Here is an 18,487-nt window from a genome sequence, read left to right on the forward strand (position 1 = left end):
CCCAGACGCTATCGCCCGGACTCCGGCTCCGCGTCATCGGCTGCTTCGGCGCCTTCACCGGATCCCTCCGCGGCGCCTTCACCGGCCGCTTCGGCGTCCGGCCGCACGACATCCCCGGGAAGTGTGGGCAGAACGATCCGCATGGCGTCCCGGAGGGCTTCGCGCTGCTCGGCGGACATCATGCCGAAGAACGCGACCAGCGCCGCGGCGGGGTTGTCACTCCGTGACCAGGCTTCGTTCATCAGTGCGGCCGAGTACGCGGCACGGGTGGAGACCGCCGTATATCGATATGCGCGGCCGTCCACTTCCCGGCGGACCCAGCCCTTCTGATGGAGATTGTCCATAACCGTCATGACAGTGGTGTAGGCGATGGACCGCTCCCGCTGAAGGTCCTCGAGGACTTCCCGTACGGTGACCGGTCGGTTCCATTGCCAGATCCGCGTCATCACGGCGTCTTCCAGCTCTCCCAATTGGCGGGGCACAGCGTCACCTTAGTGCCAGATGTCTGGAATGACCGCTTATTTACACAGCAAAAGGGCGCACGGCTCTCGGGAGCCGTACGCCCTTCGTACGTGTGGTGCGCGGGACCGGGAGGTCAGACCCCGTCGGTGCGCGGAGTGCGCTGGGCCGATTCCGCGCGGCTGAGCGCGGCGTCCACGGCGGCGTCCTCCTTGGCCTTGTTCGGCCCGCCCTGGCTCTTGACGATCGTCACGACCAGGCCGATGAAGAAGGCGGCCATCACCACGGGGGGCACGAGCGCGGATACGTAGTCCATGGCGTCCAGAGTAGCGAGCCCGTCCGCGCCGGGTGACGCGCCCTACCCCGCGGCGCGCTGCTGCGGGGGCGGGGCCGGGCGGCGGCGGGGCGGGAAGACCTCCGAGGGCTTCGGCGCCGGGCGTTCGGACGGCGTGGCGGGACGGGCCGGGGCCGCCGGGGCCTTCGGCTTGTCCGGCTCCGCGGCGCGGCCGCCGGGCAGCGCGAGGAGGCGGCTGCGGGGCGCGGGCGCCGACGCGGACACCGCGCGTCCGGCGAGGCGGGCCCGCACCGAACGTTCCGCGAGCACCTGACAGCGCTCCAGGAGCGCCGCGGCGACCGGACCGCCGCGCAGGGCGCGCAGAGCGGCGAGATCCTCGGGGCGGGGGTCGTACCCGGCGGCCAGGGCGTCCTGGAGGCGTTCCAGGTATCCGCTGAGGGAGCCGGGGAGGGCATTGCGGTAGCGGGCGAGGTCGGCGAGGAGGAAGGCGCGCAGCCTTCCGGCCTCGCCGACCGCCTCGTCGAGGGTGCCTGCCAGCCGCAGGCAGTCCTGGACGTCCTCGTCGGGCAGGGGCGCGGGGTGGAGGGCGATGGCGAGGGCACGTCGGAGCACTCGCAGCTCGTCCGCGCTGAACGCCATACCGCCGCGTGATCCGTAGGGCGTGGGCATACCGCGACAATACGTTCTAAATGGACAAAATCCGTTTAACTGGCCGTCGGCGGCGCGGCGGCTCCGGGGAGTCGCCGCGCCGAAAACGCGCCGGTCAGGGCCGCCTCCCCGGCACGAACCCGGAGGCCGGACGGGATGTCGCGGGCACCGGTCAGAGACGCGCCACGTTGCGTTCGTAGACCAGGCGCAGCCCGATGAGCGTGAGCCAGGGCTCGTGCTCGTCGATGACGGAGGACTCGCCCAACACCATGGGAGCAAGGCCGCCCGTCGCGATGACGGTGACGTCGTCGGGGTCGGCGGCCAGCTCCTTCTTCATGCGTCCCACGACACCGTCGACCTGGCCGGCGAAGCCGTAGATGATGCCCGCCTGCATGGCCTCGACGGTGTTCTTCCCGATCACGCTGCGCGGCCGGGCCAGCTCGATCTTGCGCAGTTGCGCGCCCTTGACGCCGAGCGCCTCGACCGAGATCTCGATGCCGGGCGCGATGACCCCGCCGGTGTACTCGCCTCGGGCGGAGACCGCGTCGAAGGTGGTGGCCGTGCCGAAGTCGACGACGATCGCCGGACCGCCGTACAGGTCGACGGCGGCGACCGCGTTGATGATGCGGTCCGCGCCGACCTCCTTCGGGTTGTCCATCAGGATCGGCACACCGGTCTTGATGCCCGGCTCGACGAGGACGGCCGGGACGTCGCCGTAGTAGCGGCGGGTCACCTCGCGCAGCTCGTGCAGGACGGCCGGGACGGTGGAGCAGATCGCGATGCCCTCGATGCCGTCGCCGAGCTCCATGCCCAGCAGCGGGTGCATGCCCATCAGGCCCTGGAGCAGCACCGCGAGCTCGTCCGCGGTGCGGCGGGAGTCGGTGGAGATGCGCCAGTGCTCGACGATCTCCTCACCGTCGAACAGCCCGAGGACCGTGTGGGTGTTGCCGACGTCGATGGTGAGCAGCATCAGACGCCGGCCTCGTCGGTGTCACGGAAGTCCAGGCCGATGTCGAGGATCGGCGAGGAGTGGGTCAGTGCCCCGACGGCCAGGTAGTCCACGCCGGCCTCCGCGTAGGCGCGGGCCGAGTCGAGGGACAGCCGGCCCGAGGACTCCAGGACGGCGCGGCCGCCGACCAGCCGGACGGCCTCGGCCGTCTGCGCCGGGGTGAAGTTGTCCAGCAGGATCAGGTCGGCACCGGCGTCCAGGACCTCGGTGACCTGCTGCATCGTGTCGACCTCGACCTCGATCGGCACGTCCGGGAACTGCGCCCTGACCCGCTTGAACGCCTCGGCGACCCCGCCCGCCGCGATCACGTGGTTGTCCTTGACCAGGGCGGCGTCGGACAGCGACATGCGGTGGTTGACGCCGCCGCCGCAGCGCACCGCGTACTTCTCCAGGGCACGCAGCCCCGGAGTCGTCTTGCGGGTGTCGCGGACCTCGGCCTTCGTGCCCTCGAGCACGTCGGCCCAGGCACGGGTGGCGGTGGCGATGCCGGAGAGCCTGCACAGCAGGTTGAGCGCGCTGCGCTCGCCGGTGAGCAGGTCCCGGGTGCGGGTGGTGACGGTCAGCAGCTTCTGGCCGGGGACGACACGGTCGCCGTCCTCGACGTGCCGCTCGACCTCGAACTCGTCGGTGCAGACGATGGAGAGCACGGCCTCGGCGACGCGCAGACCGGCCACGACACCCGCCTCGCGGGCGGTGAAGTCGCCGGTGGCCACGGCGTCCTCGGCGACGGTGGCGACGGTCGTCACGTCCACCCCGCCGTCCAGGTCCTCCTCGATGGCGACGTGCGCCACGTCCTCGACGGTGACCGGGTCCAGGCCGGCGTCGGCCAGGAGCTGGGCGAGCGCGGGGTCCAGGCCGCATTCCAGGGCGTCCAGGTCGTAGCCGTCCTCCCCGCCGCAGCCGCAGCCGTCTCCGCAGCCGCCCGCGGCAGGTGCGGGCGCGCCGATCTGGATCAGCGGGACGTCCACGGGTGTGGGGCGCGGATTCTCTTCGGGCGTGCTCACGGTTACGGCTCCTCAGGAGTGGGGTGGGTGGTGCCTGTTGCTGCGCAGTCTGCTGCCCCGGACGGCTGTACGGGCCCGAACGCCTCGGTATCCGTCCGACGGAGGACGAGCTGCCGGTCGGGGGTGAGCCGGACGACGAGGTGGCGGCGCCAGTTCTCGTCGTCGCGCTCGGGCCGGTCCTCGCGCCAGTGGCAGCCGCGGGTCTCCTCGCGGCTGCGGGCGGCTGCGACCAGGACCCGGGAGACCAGGAGCAGGTTGGTGGCCTCCCAGGCCTCCACCCCGGGGACGGCGTCCTTCGGCTCGGCGGCCCCGGCCTTCAGGAACGCGCTGCGGTGCAGGTCCTCCAGCTCGTCGGCGGCCCGGGCGAGGCTGTCGGCGGACCGCAGGACGCCGGCGCCGCGGGTCATGATCCGCTGGATCGTGCCCCGGGTCTCGGGGGGCAGCAGCGGGGAGGGGGCGGGGCGGGCGGCGACGGTGCCGGCGCCAGCGCGGGGCAGGTCGGCGACGATGTCGGCCGCGATGCGCTCGGCGAAGACGAGGCCTTCGAGGAGCGAGTTGGACGCCAGCCGGTTCGCCCCGTGCACCCCGGTGCAGGCGACCTCGCCGCAGGCGTACAGACCGGGGACGGTCGTACGTCCCCGCAGGTCGGTGCGGATGCCGCCGGAGGCGTGGTGGGCCGCCGGGGCGATCGGGATCGGCTCGGTGACCGGGTCGATGCCGTGGGCGCGGCAGGCCGCCAGGACGGTGGGGAAGCGCTGCTCCCACATCTCGGCGCCGAAGTGGCGGGCGTCGAGGTACATGTGGTCGGTGCCGTGCAGCTGCATCTGGCGGGTGATGGCCTTGGCGACGATGTCGCGCGGGGCCAGCTCCGCCAGCTCGTGCTGCCCCAGCATGAAGCGCGTACCGGACGCGTCGACGAGATGGGCGCCCTCGCCCCGTACCGCTTCCGACACGAGCGGCTGCTGCCCCTCCGAGTCGGAGCCCAGGAAGAGGACCGTGGGGTGGAACTGGACGAATTCGAGGTCCGAGACCTCCGCGCCGGCCCGCAGCGCGAGTGCCACGCCGTCGCCGGTGGCGACCGGCGGGTTGGTGGTGGCGGAGAAGACCTGGCCCATGCCGCCGGTGGCCAGGATGACCGCGGGGGCGTTGACCGCGCCGACGCCGTCGTGCTGGCCCTCGCCCATGACGTGCAGGGTGACGCCCGCGGTACGGCCTTCGGCGTCGGTGAGCAGGTCGAGCACGAGGGCGTTCTCGACGGTGTGCAGGGCGGCCTCACGGACCGCTTCGACCAGGGCCCGGGAGATCTCCGCGCCGGTCGCGTCGCCGCCCGCGTGGGCGATGCGGCGGCGGTGGTGACCGCCCTCACGGGTCAGCGCGATGGTGCCGTCGTCCGCGGTGTCGAAGAGGGCGCCGGTGCCTATCAGCCGGCGCACGGCGTCGGGGCCCTCGGTGACGAGGGTGCGGACCGCGGCCTCGTCGCAGAGGCCGGCGCCGGCGACCAGGGTGTCGTCCAGGTGCTGCTCGGGGGTGTCGCCCTCGCCGAGTGCGGCCGCGATGCCGCCCTGCGCCCAGCGGGTGGAGCCGTCGTCGAGCCGGGCCTTGGTGACGACGACGGTGGCGAGGCCCGCGGCGGCGCACCGCAGTGCGGCGGTGAGTCCGGCCACGCCGGAGCCGACGACCACGACGTCGGCGTCGATGGACCAGCCGGGGGCGGGGGCGGTCAGCCGTATTCCGGTCACGTCGTGGCTCCGAAGGTCAGCGGGATGTTGTCGATGAGGCGGGTGGCGCCCACCCGGGCGGCGACGGCGAGGATCGCGTCGCCCGCGGTGCGGTCGTCGGGGATCTCGGTGAAGTCCGCCGGGTCCACGAGCGCGAGGTAGTCGAGGGCGAGCGGGGGCTGTTCGGCCGCCGCGTCGTCCAGGACGGCGCGCGCCGCGGCGCGCACGGCGGCGGGGCCGCCGTCCGGCCGGGCGCGGGCGACCGCCTGGGCGTCGGCCGCCAGCCTGGCCTCGCCGAGCCGGGTGAGTCCGGCGGCCCGGTCCTCCGTCGCGTTCGCGGTCAGCGCGCGGGCGTGCAGCGCCTGCTGGGCGGCGAGCCGGTCACGGGCCGCGAACAGGGCCCGGGACAGGGCGAGCGCGGTGCGGCGCTCGTGCGGGTCGAGGAAGCGGTTGCGGCTGGAGAGCGCGAGGCCGTCGGGCTCCCGGGCCGTCTCCACCCCCACGATCTCCACGGGGAAGTTCAGATCGCGCACCATGCGGCGGATGAGCGCCAGCTGCTGGGCGTCCTTCTGCCCGTAGAACGCGACATCGGGGCGGGTCAGGTGGAGCAGCTTGGCGACGACGGTGAGCATGCCGTCGAAGTGCCCGGGGCGCGAGGCGCCTTCGAGACGCTCGCCCATCGGTCCGGCGGAGATCCGGACCTGCGGTTCGCCGCCGGGGTAGACCTCGTCGACGGACGGCGCGAACACCACGTCGGCGCCGGCCGCGCCGGCCACGGCGAGGTCCGCGTCCAGGGTGCGCGGGTAGCGGTCGAGGTCGGCGGCCTCGCCGAACTGGAGCGGGTTGACGAAGACGGTGACGACGACCTGCCCGGCCGCTCCGACAACCGCGCGAGCGGTCTGTATCAGGGAGGCGTGGCCCTCGTGCAGGGCGCCCATCGTCATGACGACGGCACGCTCGGCCCCGAGGGCGGCGGAGGCGTCCGGGTCCGTGGCGTACGCCGAGAGCTCCGCGGCGGTGCGGAGCAGGGTGGCGGCGGATGCGGTCATCGGGACTCCTCCGGTCCACGGCCGGCGCTGCCGGGGGCGCCCGACCCGTCGGCCAGGACGTCCAGCAGGTCCTCGGCGAGCTCGGGCTTGAGCATGCCGTGGGCGAGCGCGCGGTCGGCGGTGGCGCGGGCCATCGCGACGTAACCGGCCACCGTCCGCGGGGCATGGGCGCGCAGCTCGCCGATGTGCGCGGCGACCGTGCCCGCGTCGCCCCGGGCGACCGGGCCGGTCAGGGCGGCGTCACCGGAGCGCAGGGCGTTGTCCAGGGCGGCGCCGAGCAGCGGGCCGAGCATCCGGTCGGGGGCGGTGACCCCTGCCGTGCGCAGCAGCTCCATCGACTGGGCGACCAGGGTGACCAGGTGGTTCGCGCCGAGGGCGAGCGCCGCGTGGTAGAGCGGCCGGGACTCCTCGGCGATCCACTCGGGTTCGCCGCCCATCTCGATGACCAGTGCCTCGGCGGCGAGCCGCAGCTGCTCCGGGGCGGTGACGCCGAACGAGCAGCCGGCCAGCCTCTGGACGTCCACGGACGTGCCGGTGAACGTCATCGCCGGGTGCAGGGCCAGGGGCAGGGCGCCGGCCCGCAGCGCGGGATCCAGCACCTTCGTCCCGTACCGCCCGGAGGTGTGGACGATCAGCTGACCGGGGCGGACCGCACCGGTCTCGGCGAGACCCTCGACGAGCCCCGGCAGGGCGTCGTCGGGGACCGTCAGCAGGACCAGCTCGGCGCGCGCGAGGACCTCGGCGGGCGGTACCAGGGGGATGTCGGGGAGCAGCGCGGCGGCGCGGCGCACGGAGGCGTCGGAGACGCCGGACACGGCGACCGGGCGGTGCCCGGCGAGTGCCAGGGACGCGGCGAGGGCGGGGCCGACGCGGCCCGCGCCCACGACGCCGACGGTGAGCCGGGCGGGGCGGTCCCTCGCGTCGAGGGGCTCCTTGGGGACTGCTGCATTCACGCGACGGTGGCCTTCCGTTCCAGTCCGCGGGGGGTACCGGACGATTCCTCTGCATGCTACGCCAGCGGGCCGCCCGGCCCCCCGGCTGTCCACAGGCTGTGGAAACCTCCGGGCGCGGCGGCACGGGCGGGCCGGGGGCTATACAAACGTGTGGGCACGGGTTCCCGTTCTGCCGGATGATCGTCCCATGGGAAACACGAACGAGCAGGTGCACGACGAGGTGACGGACGGGCCGGCGGTCCCCCGTGGACAGGGCGACGAGGAGGCCGACGCGCAGCGGCTGCGCCGCATCACCGCGTGGCGGCGGGCCGAGCGGATCCTGTCCCGGATGCCGGTGGACCGTTCCCTCGGCGAGCAACTGGCGTCGCTGACCGCGGGCGCGGCCACGGTCACCGACCTGGACCGGCCCGCGGACATCTACGGCGACGGTGTCGTCGCCGAGCTGGAGCAGCGGATCGCCGGACTGCTGGGCACGGAGGCCGCCGCGTTCTTCCCGACCGGGACGATGGCACAGCAGGTCGCCCTGCGCTGCTGGGCCGGGCGCACCGGCAACGCGACGGTGGCCATGCATCCGCTCGCCCACCCCGAGGTGCACGAGCGCGGCGCCCTGCCGGCGGTCAGCGGGCTGCGCACGGTCCACCCGACGACCGAGCCGCGGCTGCCCACCGCGGACGAGGTCCGCGACTTCGCGGAGCCGTTCGGCACCCTGATGCTGGAGCTGCCGCTGCGCGACGCGGGCTTCGTCCTGCCCACGTGGGAGGAGCTGGAGGCCGTCGTGGCGGCGGCCCGCGAACGCGACGCGGTGGTGCACTTCGACGGCGCGCGGCTGTGGGAGTGCGCCTCCCGCTTCGGGCGTGAACTGCCGGAGATCGCGGCGCTCGCGGACAGTGTGTACGTGTCGTTCTACAAGACGCTCGGCGGGATCTCGGGGGCGGCGCTCGCCGGTTCCGCCTCGCTGATCGAGGAGGCCCGCACCTGGCGGCACCGGTACGGGGGTCAGCTCTTCCAGCAGTTCCCCGCGGCGCTCGCCGCCCTGATCGGCCTGGACCGGGAGCTGCCGAAGCTCCCGTCGTACGTGGCGCACGCGAAGGTGGTGGCCGCGGCGCTGGACGAGGGGTTCACCCAGGCCGGCGCCGGGTGGTTCCGGGTGCATCCGGCACCGCCGCACACGCACCAGTTCCAGGTGTGGCTGCCGTATCCGCCGGACGTCCTGTCGGAGGCCTCGGTGCGGCTGGCGGAGGAGACGGGCGTGGCCCTGTTCCGCAGGTGGCACCCGGCCGCGGCGGGCCCGCCCGGGGTGTCGTTCACCGAGGTCACGGTGTCGGAGGCGGGGCTGGAGTGGACGGCGGAGGACGTCCGCGCGGCACTGGAGGAGTTCCTGAAGCGGGTGGTCGCGCAGGCGTGAGGCGCTCGTCCGCGCCCGGGACCGCCGATTGACGCCAGCCGTCAATCCGGATCCGGGCCGTCGCCGCGACCCCGCACCATGGACGGGTGAGCGTAACCATCGACATCGCGGGCCTCGACCCCGACCGCATCGTCTTCGAGACCTCCCCCCTCGTCGAGCTGGGGGTCGCCCTGCACGCGCTCGCGGAACCCGGGCACCACCCGGGGCTGCACGGCTGGGCGACCGCCACCACCACGGCGCTGGAGCCGGACCTGGCCGACCGGCTCCACGAGGCCGACTTCCTGTGGCGGAACACGTTCTCGGACATCTTCATGCCGTTCGCCGGGGTCCTCGGCGGCAACGGCAGGACGGGCTCCGACCTCGCCGAGGACCTCGACATCCTGGACCGGCTGGACGACGAGAGGTTCGTCGCCGCCGCCCTGGAGTTCACCTGCGCCCACCTCTACGGGACCGGCGCGGCCTCCCCGCTCCGCGATGCCCGGATGCGCGCCCGGGCCCTGGACGTGGCGGCGGCGCGCGGCCCGCAGCAGGTGGAGTTCACCCGGCGGCTGCTGGCCGACCCCGCCCCCGTACGGCGCTGGATCCGGCGCCTGTTCGAGGACTGCGACCAGGCGTTCTTCGCGGACACCTGGCAGCGGGTGCGGGTCCAGCTGGTGGCCGACGCGCGGCACAAGACGGATCTGCTGCGCCGCAACGGGCTCGACGAGGCGATCAGGGCGGTCTCCTCCGCGCTCTCGGTCGACGAGGACGGGAAGCGGATCAGCGTCGACAAACTCTCCGACGGCTCGACCGACGCCACCGACCCGGCCGTCGGCGCCGGCCTCACGCTCATCCCGACCAGCTTCGGCTGGCCGCACCTGATGGTGCTGCACGCCCCGGGCTGGCGGCCGGTGATCCACTACCCCGTGCACCGGCCCGAGCTCCCCTCCCCCGCCTCCGTCGAACTGCTCCAGCTGCGGATGGAGGCGCTCGCGCATCCGATGCGGATGCGGCTGTGCCGCAGCATCGCCCGCTCGCCGTACACCACCGGGGAGCTCGCCGAGACGAACGGGATCACGTCCCCCGAGGTCTCCCGGCATCTCGCGGTGCTGAAGAAGGCGGGCCTCGTCACGACGCGGCGGCGCGGCCGGTATGTCCTGCACCAGCTGGACCTCACCGTGGTGGCACGGCTCGGCAGCGACTTCCTGGAGGGGATCCTGCGCTGAGCGCGGGGGCGGCGCCGGCCGCGGGCTCAGTCGAACCGGATGTGCCGGATGCCGGTCCAGGCCCGCCGCACCCGGTGCCGCAGCGCGCTGTCGGTGTCCGGCAGCAGGGCGAGGCCCGCCGACGCGGCGATCCGGTCGGCGACCTGCGGGACCGTCAGCCGGTCGGTACGGATGTGCTCGGCGAACTCCGGGGCCGCGAGGCGCTCCAGGCAGTGGTCCAGTTTCGCGACGGCGAAGCTCTCGCGCTTGAGCCCGCGCCCCAGCCCGCGTTCACGCAGCCGCCTCAGCACCGTCGCACGCTCGGCGAGCAGGGCGAAGTGGTGCACCGTGTGCCCCTCCGCGCGCAGCCGGCCGATGATCTCCGCGAAGTAGCCGGGGTCGACCAGGGTCATCGGGGCGATGACCGTGCCGGGGTGCCCGCCCAGGGCGAGGGAGAGCATCTCGCGCACGCCCTGCCGCCAGGCCGGCAGGTCCTGGAAGTCCCCGCGCAGCGCGGGCGGCAGCATCCGGTGCAGCCCGAAGCCGACGTGTTCCGGATCGCAGACCACACTGCCGGGCAGCCGCCGCTCCAGCTCGTAGGCCGTCTGCGTCTTGCCGCCGCCGAACGGGCCGTTGATCCACACCAGCTCGCTCACGGGGCTCAGACCGCCCCGCCGCCCGCGCGCACCAGCCCGGTCTCGTAGGCGAGGACGACGACCTGCACCCGGTCGCGCAGGCCCAGCTTGGTCAGGATGCGGCCGACGTGCGTCTTCACCGTCGCCTCGGAGAGCACCAGCCGCCCCGCGATCTCCCCGTTCGACAGGCCCTGGGCGACCAGCAGCATCACCTCGCGTTCGCGTTCGGTGAGCTTGGCGACGTCCTTGTGCTGCGGTTCGGCCGTGCCGCTGGGCAGCATCGGCGAGAAGCGGTCGAGCAGCCGGCGGGTGGTGGAGGGCGCGACGACGGCGTCGCCGCTGTGCACGGAACGGATCGCGGCGAGCAGTTCGCCCGGCGGCACGTCCTTGAGCATGAAGCCGCTGGCCCCCGCCTTCAGCCCCGAGAAGGCGTACTCGTCGAGGTCGAACGTCGTCAGGATGAGCACCTTGGGCGCTCCGGGCTCCGCGCAGATGCGGCGGGTGGCCTCGACACCGTCCAGCCGGGGCATGCGCACGTCCATCAGCACCACGTCGACGGCGGTGGAGCGGAGGTTCTCGATCGCCTCCGCGCCGTCGCCGGCCTCGGCGACGACCTCCATGTCCGGCTGCGCGGCGAGCACCATCCGGAAGCCGGTGCGCAACAGCGCCTGGTCGTCGACGAGCATCACGCGGATCGCCATGGGGTCCCTGTCTCCTGTTTCGTACTGCGGGCGGGCGGTCGGAATCGGTCAGGCGGGGCGGGGGACGAAGGGGGCCACGGGGCGACCGGCGGGCTGAGCGCGTACCGGACACCGCGACGCCGCGGGCAGGTCTCCGGCGCCCCTAGGCGGCCTTGAGCGGCAGCAGGGCGCTGATCCGGAATCCGCCGCCGGGACGCGGTCCCGCGTCGAGCGTGCCGCCGACCATGCCGACCCGTTCCCGCATACCGATCATGCCGTGCCCCGCGCCGTCGGCGCCGCCGTCCTCGTACAGCTCGTGCGCCGCACCCCGGCCGTCGTCCTCCACCAGCAGGCCGAGACCGTCGTCGAAGTAGACCAGCCGCACGCTGGCCCCGGCGTCCGGACCGCCGTGCTTGCGGGTGTTGGTCAGGGCCTCCTGCACGATGCGGTACGCCGTCAGCTCCACCCCGCTGGGCAGCGGGCGCGGGGTGCCCTCGATCTTGAAGTCGACGGCCAGACCGGCCGCTCTGACCTGGTCGACCAGGTCCTCGATCTGATCGACGTCGGGCTGGGGGACGTACTCCCCCGTCTCCGGGCTGTCCCCCGTGCGCAGCACACCCAGCAGCCGCCGCATCTCGGCGAGCGCCTGCCGGCCGGTGCCGGAGATGGTCTCCAGTGCCTGCCGGGCCTGGTCGGGTGCCGCATCCATGACATAGGCGGCGCCGTCGGCCTGCACCACCATCACGGAGACGTTGTGCGCGACGACGTCGTGGAGCTCACGGGCGATACGGGCGCGCTCGGCGGCCACCGCGACCTTCGACTGCGCCTCGCGCTCCCGTTCCAGCCGGGCGGCCCGCTCCTCCAGCTGGTCGAAGTAGGCCCGCCGGGTCCGCATCGAGTCGCCGAGCACCCACGCCAGGACGAACGGCACCGTCATCACGACGACGACGAACGCCGACTCCACCCAGCCGCGCGGCGCACCCTCCTGCTCCGGCCAGCGAAGCTGGGAGAGACCCGCCGCGCAAAGACTGCAGGCCAGGGCGAGCCGGGACGCCCAGCGTTCGCCGACGGTGGCCACGGTGAAGGTGATCACCAGCATGGCGAAGTTCGCGACGGTCGGTTCGACCCCGAAGGCCAGCTGGACCACGCCCGTCGCGATGGCGAGCAGCAGCATCTTCTCGGGTGCGCGACGGCGCAGCGCGACCACGGCGCAGAGGCCGATCACGATCGGCACGACGGCGATGCGTTCCCCGCGGCCGCCGTGCCCGTCCCCGTTGACCACGATCGTCATGCCGGAGATCCCGAGGAGGAAGACAGCCCAGAAGCTGTCGACGCCCGTCGGGTGTCTGCGGATGAAGTCGTAGAGGCGCTGCACGTAACCCAGCGTAGGGAAGGCCGAGGGGTGCGTGGGTCAGCCGAAGGGCCGATCCACGTCCGGAGACCGTACTCCCCAAGGTGGAGACTGGGGAACGTGACGGATGAGTGGCGTGGGTGGCAGGAAGCGGCCGAAGCCGCTTTGTACGGAGACGGGGGGTTCTACCGGAGCCCCGAAGGGCCCGCGGGGCATTTCCGCACCTCCGTGCACGCCTCCCCGCTGTTCGCCGCGGCCGTCGCCCGGCTGCTGGTCAGGACGGCCGCGGAACTGGGGACGTCATGCGTGGACCTGGTGGATCTGGGGGCGGGGCGCGGAGAGCTGTTGACGGGGGTGCTCGCCGCGCTGCCGGCCGAGGGCGGGAAGGACCTCACGGTCCGGGCGTACGCCGTGGAGCTCGCCGCCCGCCCGCCCGGCCTGGACCGACGGGTGCGGTGGTGCGCCGAGCCGCCGCGGGGCGCGCGCGGGCTGCTGTTCGCCAACGAGTGGCTGGACAACGTGCCGGTTCCGGTCGCCGAGACGGATCCGGACGGCGTCCGGCGGTACGTCCTGGTGCGGACCGAGGACGGCGCGGAGCGGCTGGGCGAACCGGTGAGCGGGGCGGACGCGCACTGGCTGCACCGCTGGTGGCCGTCGGCGGGCCCCGGCAGCAGGGCCGAGATCGGCCGCCCGCGCGACGCGGCATGGGCCGACGCGGTGGCCTCCCTGTCCGGCGGACTCGCGGTAGCGGTGGACTACTGCCACGTACGGGAGGAGCGGCCGCCGTTCGGCACGCTGACCGGATTCCGGGCGGGGCGTGAGGTGCGACCGGTGCCGGACGGCAGCTGCGACCTCACCTCGCACGTGGCGCTGGACGCGTGCGCGGCGGCGGGCGGGCCGGGCGCGGAGATCCGCACCCAGCGCGAGGCCCTGCGGCAGCTGGGCGTCAGTGGGGAACGCCCGCCGCTGTCCCTGGCGTCGGGCGACCCGGCCGGATACGTGCGCGCCCTGGCGTCCGCGGGCCAGGCGGCGGAGCTCACGGCCCGGGGCGGCCTGGGCGACTTCGGCTGGCTGACACAACGCGTCCCCGCCCCGGCCGGGACCTGATTTCCGGCCCGCGTGAATCCCGGCCCCACCGCCCCGCTCCCCGCAGGGAATACTGTCCCGCATGACGGAGACGACAGTCGGCATCGGCGGCGCGGCGGAGAGCACCGACATGGTGCTCAACATCGGCCCCCAGCACCCCTCCACCCACGGCGTGCTCCGTCTGCGCATCGTCCTGGACGGCGAACGCATCCAGCACGCCGAGCCGGTCATCGGCTACATGCACCGCGGCGCGGAGAAGCTCTTCGAGGCCCGCGACTACCGGCAGATCGTGATGCTCGCCAACCGCCACGACTGGCTGTCGGCGTTCTCCAACGAGCTGGGCGTCGTGATGGCCGTCGAGCGGATGCTCGGCATGGAGGTGCCGGAGCGCGCGGTCTGGACCCGGACCCTGCTGGCCGAGCTGAACCGCGTCCTCAACCACCTGATGTTCCTCGGCTCGTATCCGCTGGAACTCGGCGGCATCACCCCGGTGTTCTACGCGTTCCGGGAGCGCGAGGAGCTCCAGGCGGTGATGGAGGAGGTCTCCGGCGGCCGGATGCACTACATGTTCAACCGGGTCGGCGGCCTCAAGGAGGACCTCCCGGCGGGCTGGCTCGGCCGCGCCAGGGACGCCGTCGCCTCGGTCCGTTCCCGGATGGACGTCTACGACGAGCTGGTGCTCGGCAACGAGATCTTCCGGGGCCGTACCCGGGGAGTGGGTGTGCTGTCGGCCGGGGCCGTGCACGCGTACGGGGTGTCCGGGCCGATCGCCCGCGCCTCGGGCGTCGACTTCGACCTGCGGCGCGACGAGCCGTACCTCGCGTACGGCGAGCTCCAGGACACCCTGAAGGTCGTCACCCGTACCGAGGGCGACTGCCTGGCCCGGTTCGAGTGCCTGCTGGAGCAGACGCACAACGCGCTGGACCTGGCGGACGCCTGCCTGGACCGGATGGCCGGCCTGGCGCCGGGTCCGATCAACCAGCGGCTGCCCAAGGTGCTGAAGGCCCCCGAGGGCCACACCTACGCCTGGACGGAGAACCCGCTCGGCGTCAACGGCTACTACCTGGTGTCCAAGGGGGAGAAGACCCCGTACCGGCTGAAGCTGCGCTCCGCCTCGTTCAACAACATCCAGGCGCTCACCGAACTGCTGCCGGGCACGCTCGTCGCCGACATGGTGGCCATTCTCGGTTCGCTGTTCTTCGTCGTCGGCGACATCGACAAGTAGCCGCCGCCCCGGGCCCCGGGGCGGCGCTCACGCGTCGGCGTCCTACGAGATCGCGCTGCGCAGCTGCACCACGTCCAGCTGCTCGGTCTCGTCGTGCGCGGTCAGATCGATGACCTTGCCGACGGCCCGGTTCTCGGCCGTGCCGGTGCGGTGCGCGGCCAGCGCCTCCTCGCCCACCACATCGGCGAGGTCCTCGTTCTGCACGGACTCGATCGCGGCGTCCGCCTTCTGCGTGCCGAAGAAGTCGAAGCTGCCCTGCGGCACCAGATGACGGCGCGACGCCGCGTACGGAACGACCGCGCTGGCGGCCGGCACCGGGCGAGGGGCGGGCAGGGCCTGGGACGGCCGGGTCGCGGGCAGCGCGGCCTGCGGGCGGCGGTGCTGCTCGGTGGCCGCCTGCTCGCCGGCCGGCCGGCCGGGGGCCGTCCGCCCGGTGGCGGACGGGGCGGCTGCCGCGTGCTTCCCCCGCGGCTCCTCCGCCTCCCCGGCCCGCTCCGCGAGATCGCGCTTCCTGGCCTGCTCGGCGGTACGCCGCGCCTCCTGGAGCGCGCCGTTGCGCGTGAGGTCGTCGAGGGCCTGGGCGGCGCGCAGATACGCGGACGGCGTGGGGGTGCTGCGCGCGGCGGGCAGTTCGCGGGGCGGCGCGGACGCCTCCAGCGCGAGCTGCCGACGGCTCTCCAGCACACTGGCGCGCTCGGTCTCGGCGTTGGCGTACCGCCGCAGCAGCGCGGCGTGCTCGCCCCGCAGTCCGGCGAGCTCCACGCGCTTGCGGCGCAGCTTCGTCTCCAGGCGGGCGCGCAGCTCGCGCGACTCGTCCAGATCGGCTTCCAGTTCCGCCAGGCGTTCCTCGGCTCGCCACTCGTCACCGGCGCGGGCGCGCGTCAGCTCCGCGACGCGACGGCCCGCCTCCCGGTCCCAGCTGCGCATCAGATACGCGCCGGTGACGGCGGCGGCGGCCGCGGCGGCGACCAGTCCGCGCAGGACCAGCGGCTCGGCGAGCAGCCAGGCTCCCGCGGCACAGAGGGCCGCGGCTCCGGCGACGGCCGAAGGCGGAAGGATTCTGTGCAGAGGTGGCGAATGGCGATGGCGTCCACGTGGCATGGCGTGAAATTTACCGTGCGTACGGTCCGCTTGGGGGGCCGCCCGGCAATCTGTTTCCCGCCAGTTACCTGACGGCCCCCGAACCGCTCACTCCGCTCCTGCCGGAGGGAGTTCCCGCACGCCTTCCGGGCAGCCGTGGACCTCGCCTCGCAAGGTCCTTTCGGTGTCCTTGCGAGGCCTTGGCCCTACCCGATCAGATTTTTCGACCGCAGGTATTCCTTGGCCACATCGGCGGGCTTGGCGCGCTCCGCGTCGACCTTCCGGTTCAGTTCCGCCAGGTCCTGGGTGGTGAGTGCGTCGGTGAGCTTGGCGAGCGCGTCGGCGATGTCCTGGGAGCCCGCGTCCTTGGCATTGAGGACCGGCAGAACGTTGTCCGCGTTCTGCAGCTTCTTGTCGTCCTCCAGGAAGACCAGGCCGTAGGTGTCCAGCACCGCGTCGGTGGTGGTGGTGAGGACGAGTTGGTCCTTGCCGTCCTTGACCGCCTGCTTGGACTGCGGGGTGCCGACTCCCTTGGGGTCGATGCCGGTGACGTCGATGCCGTACGTCTTCTTCAGCCCGGGTGCGCAGAACGGCCGCACCTCGCACTCGTCACCCGCGGCGATCTTCACCTTCACCTTGGACGCGCCGAGGTCCGAAAGCGTCTTGAGCTTGTTCTTCTCGGCGAATTCCTTGGTGACCGCGAAGGCGTTCTGGTCGACCGCACGGCCGGCCGGGAGCACCTTCAGCCCGCGTGGAGTGGCGAGCTTCTCCAGAGCGGCGACCGTGGCCGCGGTGTCGCCCGAGGCGACCGGCTTCGACTCGGCCGCCTTCGCCCCGTTCGCCTTGGCGTTGAGGAATTCGGCGATCGTCGCCGCGTATTCCGGGACGACGTCGATCTCGCCCTTCTCCAGGGAGGGTTCGTAGAGTTCGCGGTTCTTCACCGTGGTGATCGACGTGCTGTATCCGGCGTCTGCCAGAACGCCGGCGTACAGCTCCGCGAGCACCTTGGACTCGGTGAATGCCGCCGCGCCGACGACCAGCGAGCCCTTCTTTCCCGAGTCCTTGTCCCCGGCGGACGCGGCGGATCCGCCCTTGTCCTTCTCCAGGCTGTCGCCACCGCAGGCGGCGAGCGAGCCCGCGAGCGCGACGATGCCGATGACCGCACCGGCGGTGCGCGAGATTCTGCTCATGTTGTTCTCCGTCCACGGCAACGAGGCCATAGGTGACATGCGTGATCGGTGGGGTGGGCCGGCCGGGCGCTCATACCGTCCGGCGTCGGCGCAGCGGTGACAGCAGCCGGTCGACGACGACCAGTGCGGTCTCCACCAGCAGGGCGAGCACGGCGACCAGCAGGGCGCCCGCGACCACCTGCGGGGTGTTGTACGTGTTGAAGCCGGCGGTGATGATCCGGCCGAGGCCGCCCTGGCCGACCATCGCGGCGATCGTCGCCGTGGCCACGACCTGCACCGCGGCGGAACGCAGCCCGGTCATGACCATCGGGTAGGCCAGCGGGAGTTCGACGCGGAGGAAGAGCTGCCCGCCCGACATGCCCATCCCCCGGGCGGCCTCCGCCACCGAGCGGTCCACCTCCGTCATCCCGACGTAGGCGTTGGTGAGCAACGGCGGGACGGCGAACAGCACCAGGGCGATGATCGTCGGTATGTAGCCCGCGTTGCGCAGCGGGGAGACCATGAAGAGGGCCAGCACCGCGAAGACGGGGATCGCCCGCCCCACGTTGGAGATGTTGACGGCCAGCGCGCCACCCTTCCCGATGTGCCCCAGGTACAGGGCGATGGGCAGCGCTATGGCGCAGGACAGGGCGAGCGCCACCCCGCTGACGTACAGGTGCTCGCCGAGCCGGTGGGCCACCCCGCTCTCCCCCGACCAGTTGGCGCCGGTGGTGAGCCAGGTCCAGGCCTCCCCGAGAACTCCCACGGTTCAGACCGCCTTCGCCGGGCCGGCCGCGTCCACGGCAGGAGGGGTGGCCGGTATGCGGGTCCAGGGGGTCAGCAGCCGCTGCACACCGAGCAGCAGCAGATCCGCGACCACCGCGAGCAGCACACAGAGCACGGAGGCGGCCAGCACCTGGGCCTTGAAGAAGCTCGGCAGGGCGTCCTCGATGAGATTGCCCAGGCCGCCGCGGCCGACGATCGATCCGACCGTGGTCAGCGCGATCGTGGACACCGTGGCGATCCGTATCCCGGCCATCAGGGCGGGCATCGCGAGCGGGAGTTCGACCTCCCACAGCAATCGCGCCGGCCCGTACCCCATACCCCGGGCCGCTTCCCTGGCCTCCTGCGGGACCGCCTCCAGACCCGCCAGGATGTTCCGCACGAGAATGGTGAGCGAGTACAGCACGAGCCCGGTGACGACGAGCGCCGCGGAGAGCCCGAACAGCGGCAGCAGCAGCGAGAACATCGCGAGCGACGGCACCGTGTAGAGCACCGTCGTCAGCCCGAGCACCGTTCCGGCGAAGCGCCGGCCGCGGCGGGCGAGCAACGCCAGCGGAAAGGCCACGGCGACCCCGATCGCCACCGAGACGGCGGTGATCCAGATGTGCTGGACCGTCGCGTCGGTCAACTCCTGGCTCCGGGAGCGGAGGTACTCCCCGCAGATCCAGTCGTTCGTCACCAGGCAGTTCCGTCCGGCCATCCGCCCCCACCTCCCGATCGCCTCTCGTACTGATGTCCGACGAGCCTATCCTCG

General features: G+C 73.1%; 19 protein-coding genes. 4 read left to right on the plus strand and 15 right to left on the minus strand.

Annotated features, from left to right (window positions below; translation table 11 throughout):
• Positions 1-8: 8 nt before the first annotated feature.
• The 8 genes from ABZ454_RS29175 to ABZ454_RS29210 all read right to left on the minus strand — a co-directional run bounded on the left by ABZ454_RS29175 (position 9) and on the right by ABZ454_RS29210 (position 7,135).
• The gene (locus ABZ454_RS29175) at positions 9-482 is read right to left on the minus strand and encodes a BlaI/MecI/CopY family transcriptional regulator (RefSeq protein WP_359542335.1); all 474 of its coding nucleotides are present in this window, start codon (positions 480-482) and stop codon (positions 9-11) included.
• Positions 483-595: 113 nt separating this feature from the next.
• A complete protein-coding gene (locus tag ABZ454_RS29180; RefSeq protein ID WP_356319411.1) occupies positions 596-775 on the minus strand; it encodes a hypothetical protein in 180 nt (59 codons plus the stop codon).
• A gap of 42 nt (positions 776-817) precedes the next feature.
• Entirely contained in the window at positions 818-1,393 is a 576-nt protein-coding gene (locus ABZ454_RS29185; RefSeq protein ID WP_359542488.1) for a hypothetical protein, read from the minus strand.
• 181 nt (positions 1,394-1,574) lie between these two features.
• Positions 1,575-2,372, minus strand: a complete 798-nt coding sequence (locus tag ABZ454_RS29190) for a type III pantothenate kinase (protein ID WP_219567364.1) — start codon at positions 2,370-2,372, stop codon at positions 1,575-1,577.
• The gene (nadC, locus tag ABZ454_RS29195; RefSeq protein WP_359542340.1) at positions 2,372-3,415 is read right to left on the minus strand and encodes a carboxylating nicotinate-nucleotide diphosphorylase; all 1,044 of its coding nucleotides are present in this window, start codon (positions 3,413-3,415) and stop codon (positions 2,372-2,374) included. The genes ABZ454_RS29190 and nadC overlap by 1 nt, the downstream gene beginning before the upstream one ends.
• Positions 3,416-3,417: 2 nt before the next feature.
• A complete protein-coding gene (locus tag ABZ454_RS29200) occupies positions 3,418-5,154 on the minus strand; it encodes an L-aspartate oxidase (protein WP_359542344.1) in 1,737 nt (578 codons plus the stop codon).
• The gene (gene panC / locus ABZ454_RS29205) at positions 5,151-6,182 is read right to left on the minus strand and encodes a pantoate--beta-alanine ligase (protein ID WP_359542347.1); all 1,032 of its coding nucleotides are present in this window, start codon (positions 6,180-6,182) and stop codon (positions 5,151-5,153) included. Before panC ends, ABZ454_RS29200 begins: the two co-directional genes overlap by 4 nt.
• Entirely contained in the window at positions 6,179-7,135 is a 957-nt protein-coding gene (locus tag ABZ454_RS29210; RefSeq protein ID WP_359542350.1) for a DUF2520 domain-containing protein, read from the minus strand. Before ABZ454_RS29210 ends, panC begins: the two co-directional genes overlap by 4 nt.
• A 187-nt stretch (positions 7,136-7,322) precedes the next feature.
• On the opposite strand from ABZ454_RS29210, the gene ABZ454_RS29215 reads away from it, so the two are divergent.
• Positions 7,323-8,540: a beta-eliminating lyase-related protein gene (locus ABZ454_RS29215; RefSeq protein ID WP_359542353.1), complete on the plus strand. Its 1,218-nt coding sequence runs from the start codon at positions 7,323-7,325 to the stop codon at positions 8,538-8,540.
• 86 nt (positions 8,541-8,626) lie between these two features.
• Positions 8,627-9,745, plus strand: a complete 1,119-nt coding sequence (locus ABZ454_RS29220) for a DUF5937 family protein (protein WP_356319417.1) — start codon at positions 8,627-8,629, stop codon at positions 9,743-9,745.
• Positions 9,746-9,771: 26 nt separating this feature from the next.
• Here the strand turns inward: ABZ454_RS29220 and ABZ454_RS29225 are convergent, their stop codons facing one another.
• The 3 genes from ABZ454_RS29225 to ABZ454_RS29235 form a co-directional block, all read right to left on the minus strand.
• Positions 9,772-10,380: an AAA family ATPase gene (locus ABZ454_RS29225; RefSeq protein ID WP_359542355.1), complete on the minus strand. Its 609-nt coding sequence runs from the start codon at positions 10,378-10,380 to the stop codon at positions 9,772-9,774.
• 5 nt (positions 10,381-10,385) lie between these two features.
• Entirely contained in the window at positions 10,386-11,060 is a 675-nt protein-coding gene (locus ABZ454_RS29230; RefSeq protein ID WP_356319420.1) for a response regulator transcription factor, read from the minus strand.
• 142 nt (positions 11,061-11,202) lie between these two features.
• A complete protein-coding gene (locus ABZ454_RS29235; protein ID WP_356319421.1) occupies positions 11,203-12,414 on the minus strand; it encodes a sensor histidine kinase in 1,212 nt (403 codons plus the stop codon).
• Between the two features lie 96 nt (positions 12,415-12,510).
• Between ABZ454_RS29235 and ABZ454_RS29240 the strand changes: the two genes are divergently transcribed.
• On the plus strand, positions 12,511-13,497 hold the full coding sequence (locus tag ABZ454_RS29240) for an SAM-dependent methyltransferase (RefSeq protein WP_359542359.1): 987 nt from the start codon (positions 12,511-12,513) through the stop codon (positions 13,495-13,497).
• Positions 13,498-13,558: 61 nt separating this feature from the next.
• A complete protein-coding gene (locus tag ABZ454_RS29245) occupies positions 13,559-14,701 on the plus strand; it encodes an NADH-quinone oxidoreductase subunit D (protein WP_356319423.1) in 1,143 nt (380 codons plus the stop codon).
• Positions 14,702-14,743: 42 nt separating this feature from the next.
• On the opposite strand, the gene ABZ454_RS29250 is transcribed toward ABZ454_RS29245, so the two are convergent.
• From ABZ454_RS29250 to ABZ454_RS29265, 4 genes are all read right to left on the minus strand, one after another.
• Positions 14,744-15,802 (minus strand): hypothetical protein, encoded by a 1,059-nt coding sequence (locus tag ABZ454_RS29250; RefSeq protein ID WP_359542362.1) that lies wholly within the window; start codon positions 15,800-15,802, stop codon positions 14,744-14,746.
• 185 nt (positions 15,803-15,987) lie between these two features.
• Positions 15,988-16,971, minus strand: a complete 984-nt coding sequence (locus tag ABZ454_RS29255; RefSeq protein WP_359542363.1) for an ABC transporter substrate-binding protein — start codon at positions 16,969-16,971, stop codon at positions 15,988-15,990.
• Between the two features lie 70 nt (positions 16,972-17,041).
• Entirely contained in the window at positions 17,042-17,716 is a 675-nt protein-coding gene (locus ABZ454_RS29260) for an ABC transporter permease (RefSeq protein WP_359542365.1), read from the minus strand.
• Positions 17,717-17,719: 3 nt separating this feature from the next.
• The gene (locus ABZ454_RS29265) at positions 17,720-18,433 is read right to left on the minus strand and encodes an ABC transporter permease (RefSeq protein WP_356319427.1); all 714 of its coding nucleotides are present in this window, start codon (positions 18,431-18,433) and stop codon (positions 17,720-17,722) included.
• Positions 18,434-18,487: the final 54 nt, after the last annotated feature.

The sequence above is a fragment of the Streptomyces sp. NPDC005803 genome (assembly GCF_040630435.1).
Lineage (GTDB): Bacteria > Actinomycetota > Actinomycetes > Streptomycetales > Streptomycetaceae > Streptomyces.

Coding starts and splice junctions, on each gene's coding strand:
- ABZ454_RS29230 (WP_356319420.1), bottom strand. CDS start 11,060: ATGGCGATCCGCGTGATGCTCGTCGACGACCAGGCGCTGTTGCGCACC.
- panC (WP_359542347.1), bottom strand. CDS start 6,182: ATGACCGCATCCGCCGCCACCCTGCTCCGCACCGCCGCGGAGCTCTCG.
- ABZ454_RS29215 (WP_359542353.1), top strand. CDS start 7,323: ATGGGAAACACGAACGAGCAGGTGCACGACGAGGTGACGGACGGGCCG.
- ABZ454_RS29255 (WP_359542363.1), bottom strand. CDS start 16,971: ATGAGCAGAATCTCGCGCACCGCCGGTGCGGTCATCGGCATCGTCGCG.
- ABZ454_RS29185 (WP_359542488.1), bottom strand. CDS start 1,393: ATGGCGTTCAGCGCGGACGAGCTGCGAGTGCTCCGACGTGCCCTCGCC.
- ABZ454_RS29265 (WP_356319427.1), bottom strand. CDS start 18,433: ATGGCCGGACGGAACTGCCTGGTGACGAACGACTGGATCTGCGGGGAG.
- ABZ454_RS29190 (WP_219567364.1), bottom strand. CDS start 2,372: ATGCTGCTCACCATCGACGTCGGCAACACCCACACGGTCCTCGGGCTG.
- ABZ454_RS29180 (WP_356319411.1), bottom strand. CDS start 775: ATGGACTACGTATCCGCGCTCGTGCCCCCCGTGGTGATGGCCGCCTTC.
- ABZ454_RS29250 (WP_359542362.1), bottom strand. CDS start 15,802: ATGCCACGTGGACGCCATCGCCATTCGCCACCTCTGCACAGAATCCTT.
- ABZ454_RS29245 (WP_356319423.1), top strand. CDS start 13,559: ATGACGGAGACGACAGTCGGCATCGGCGGCGCGGCGGAGAGCACCGAC.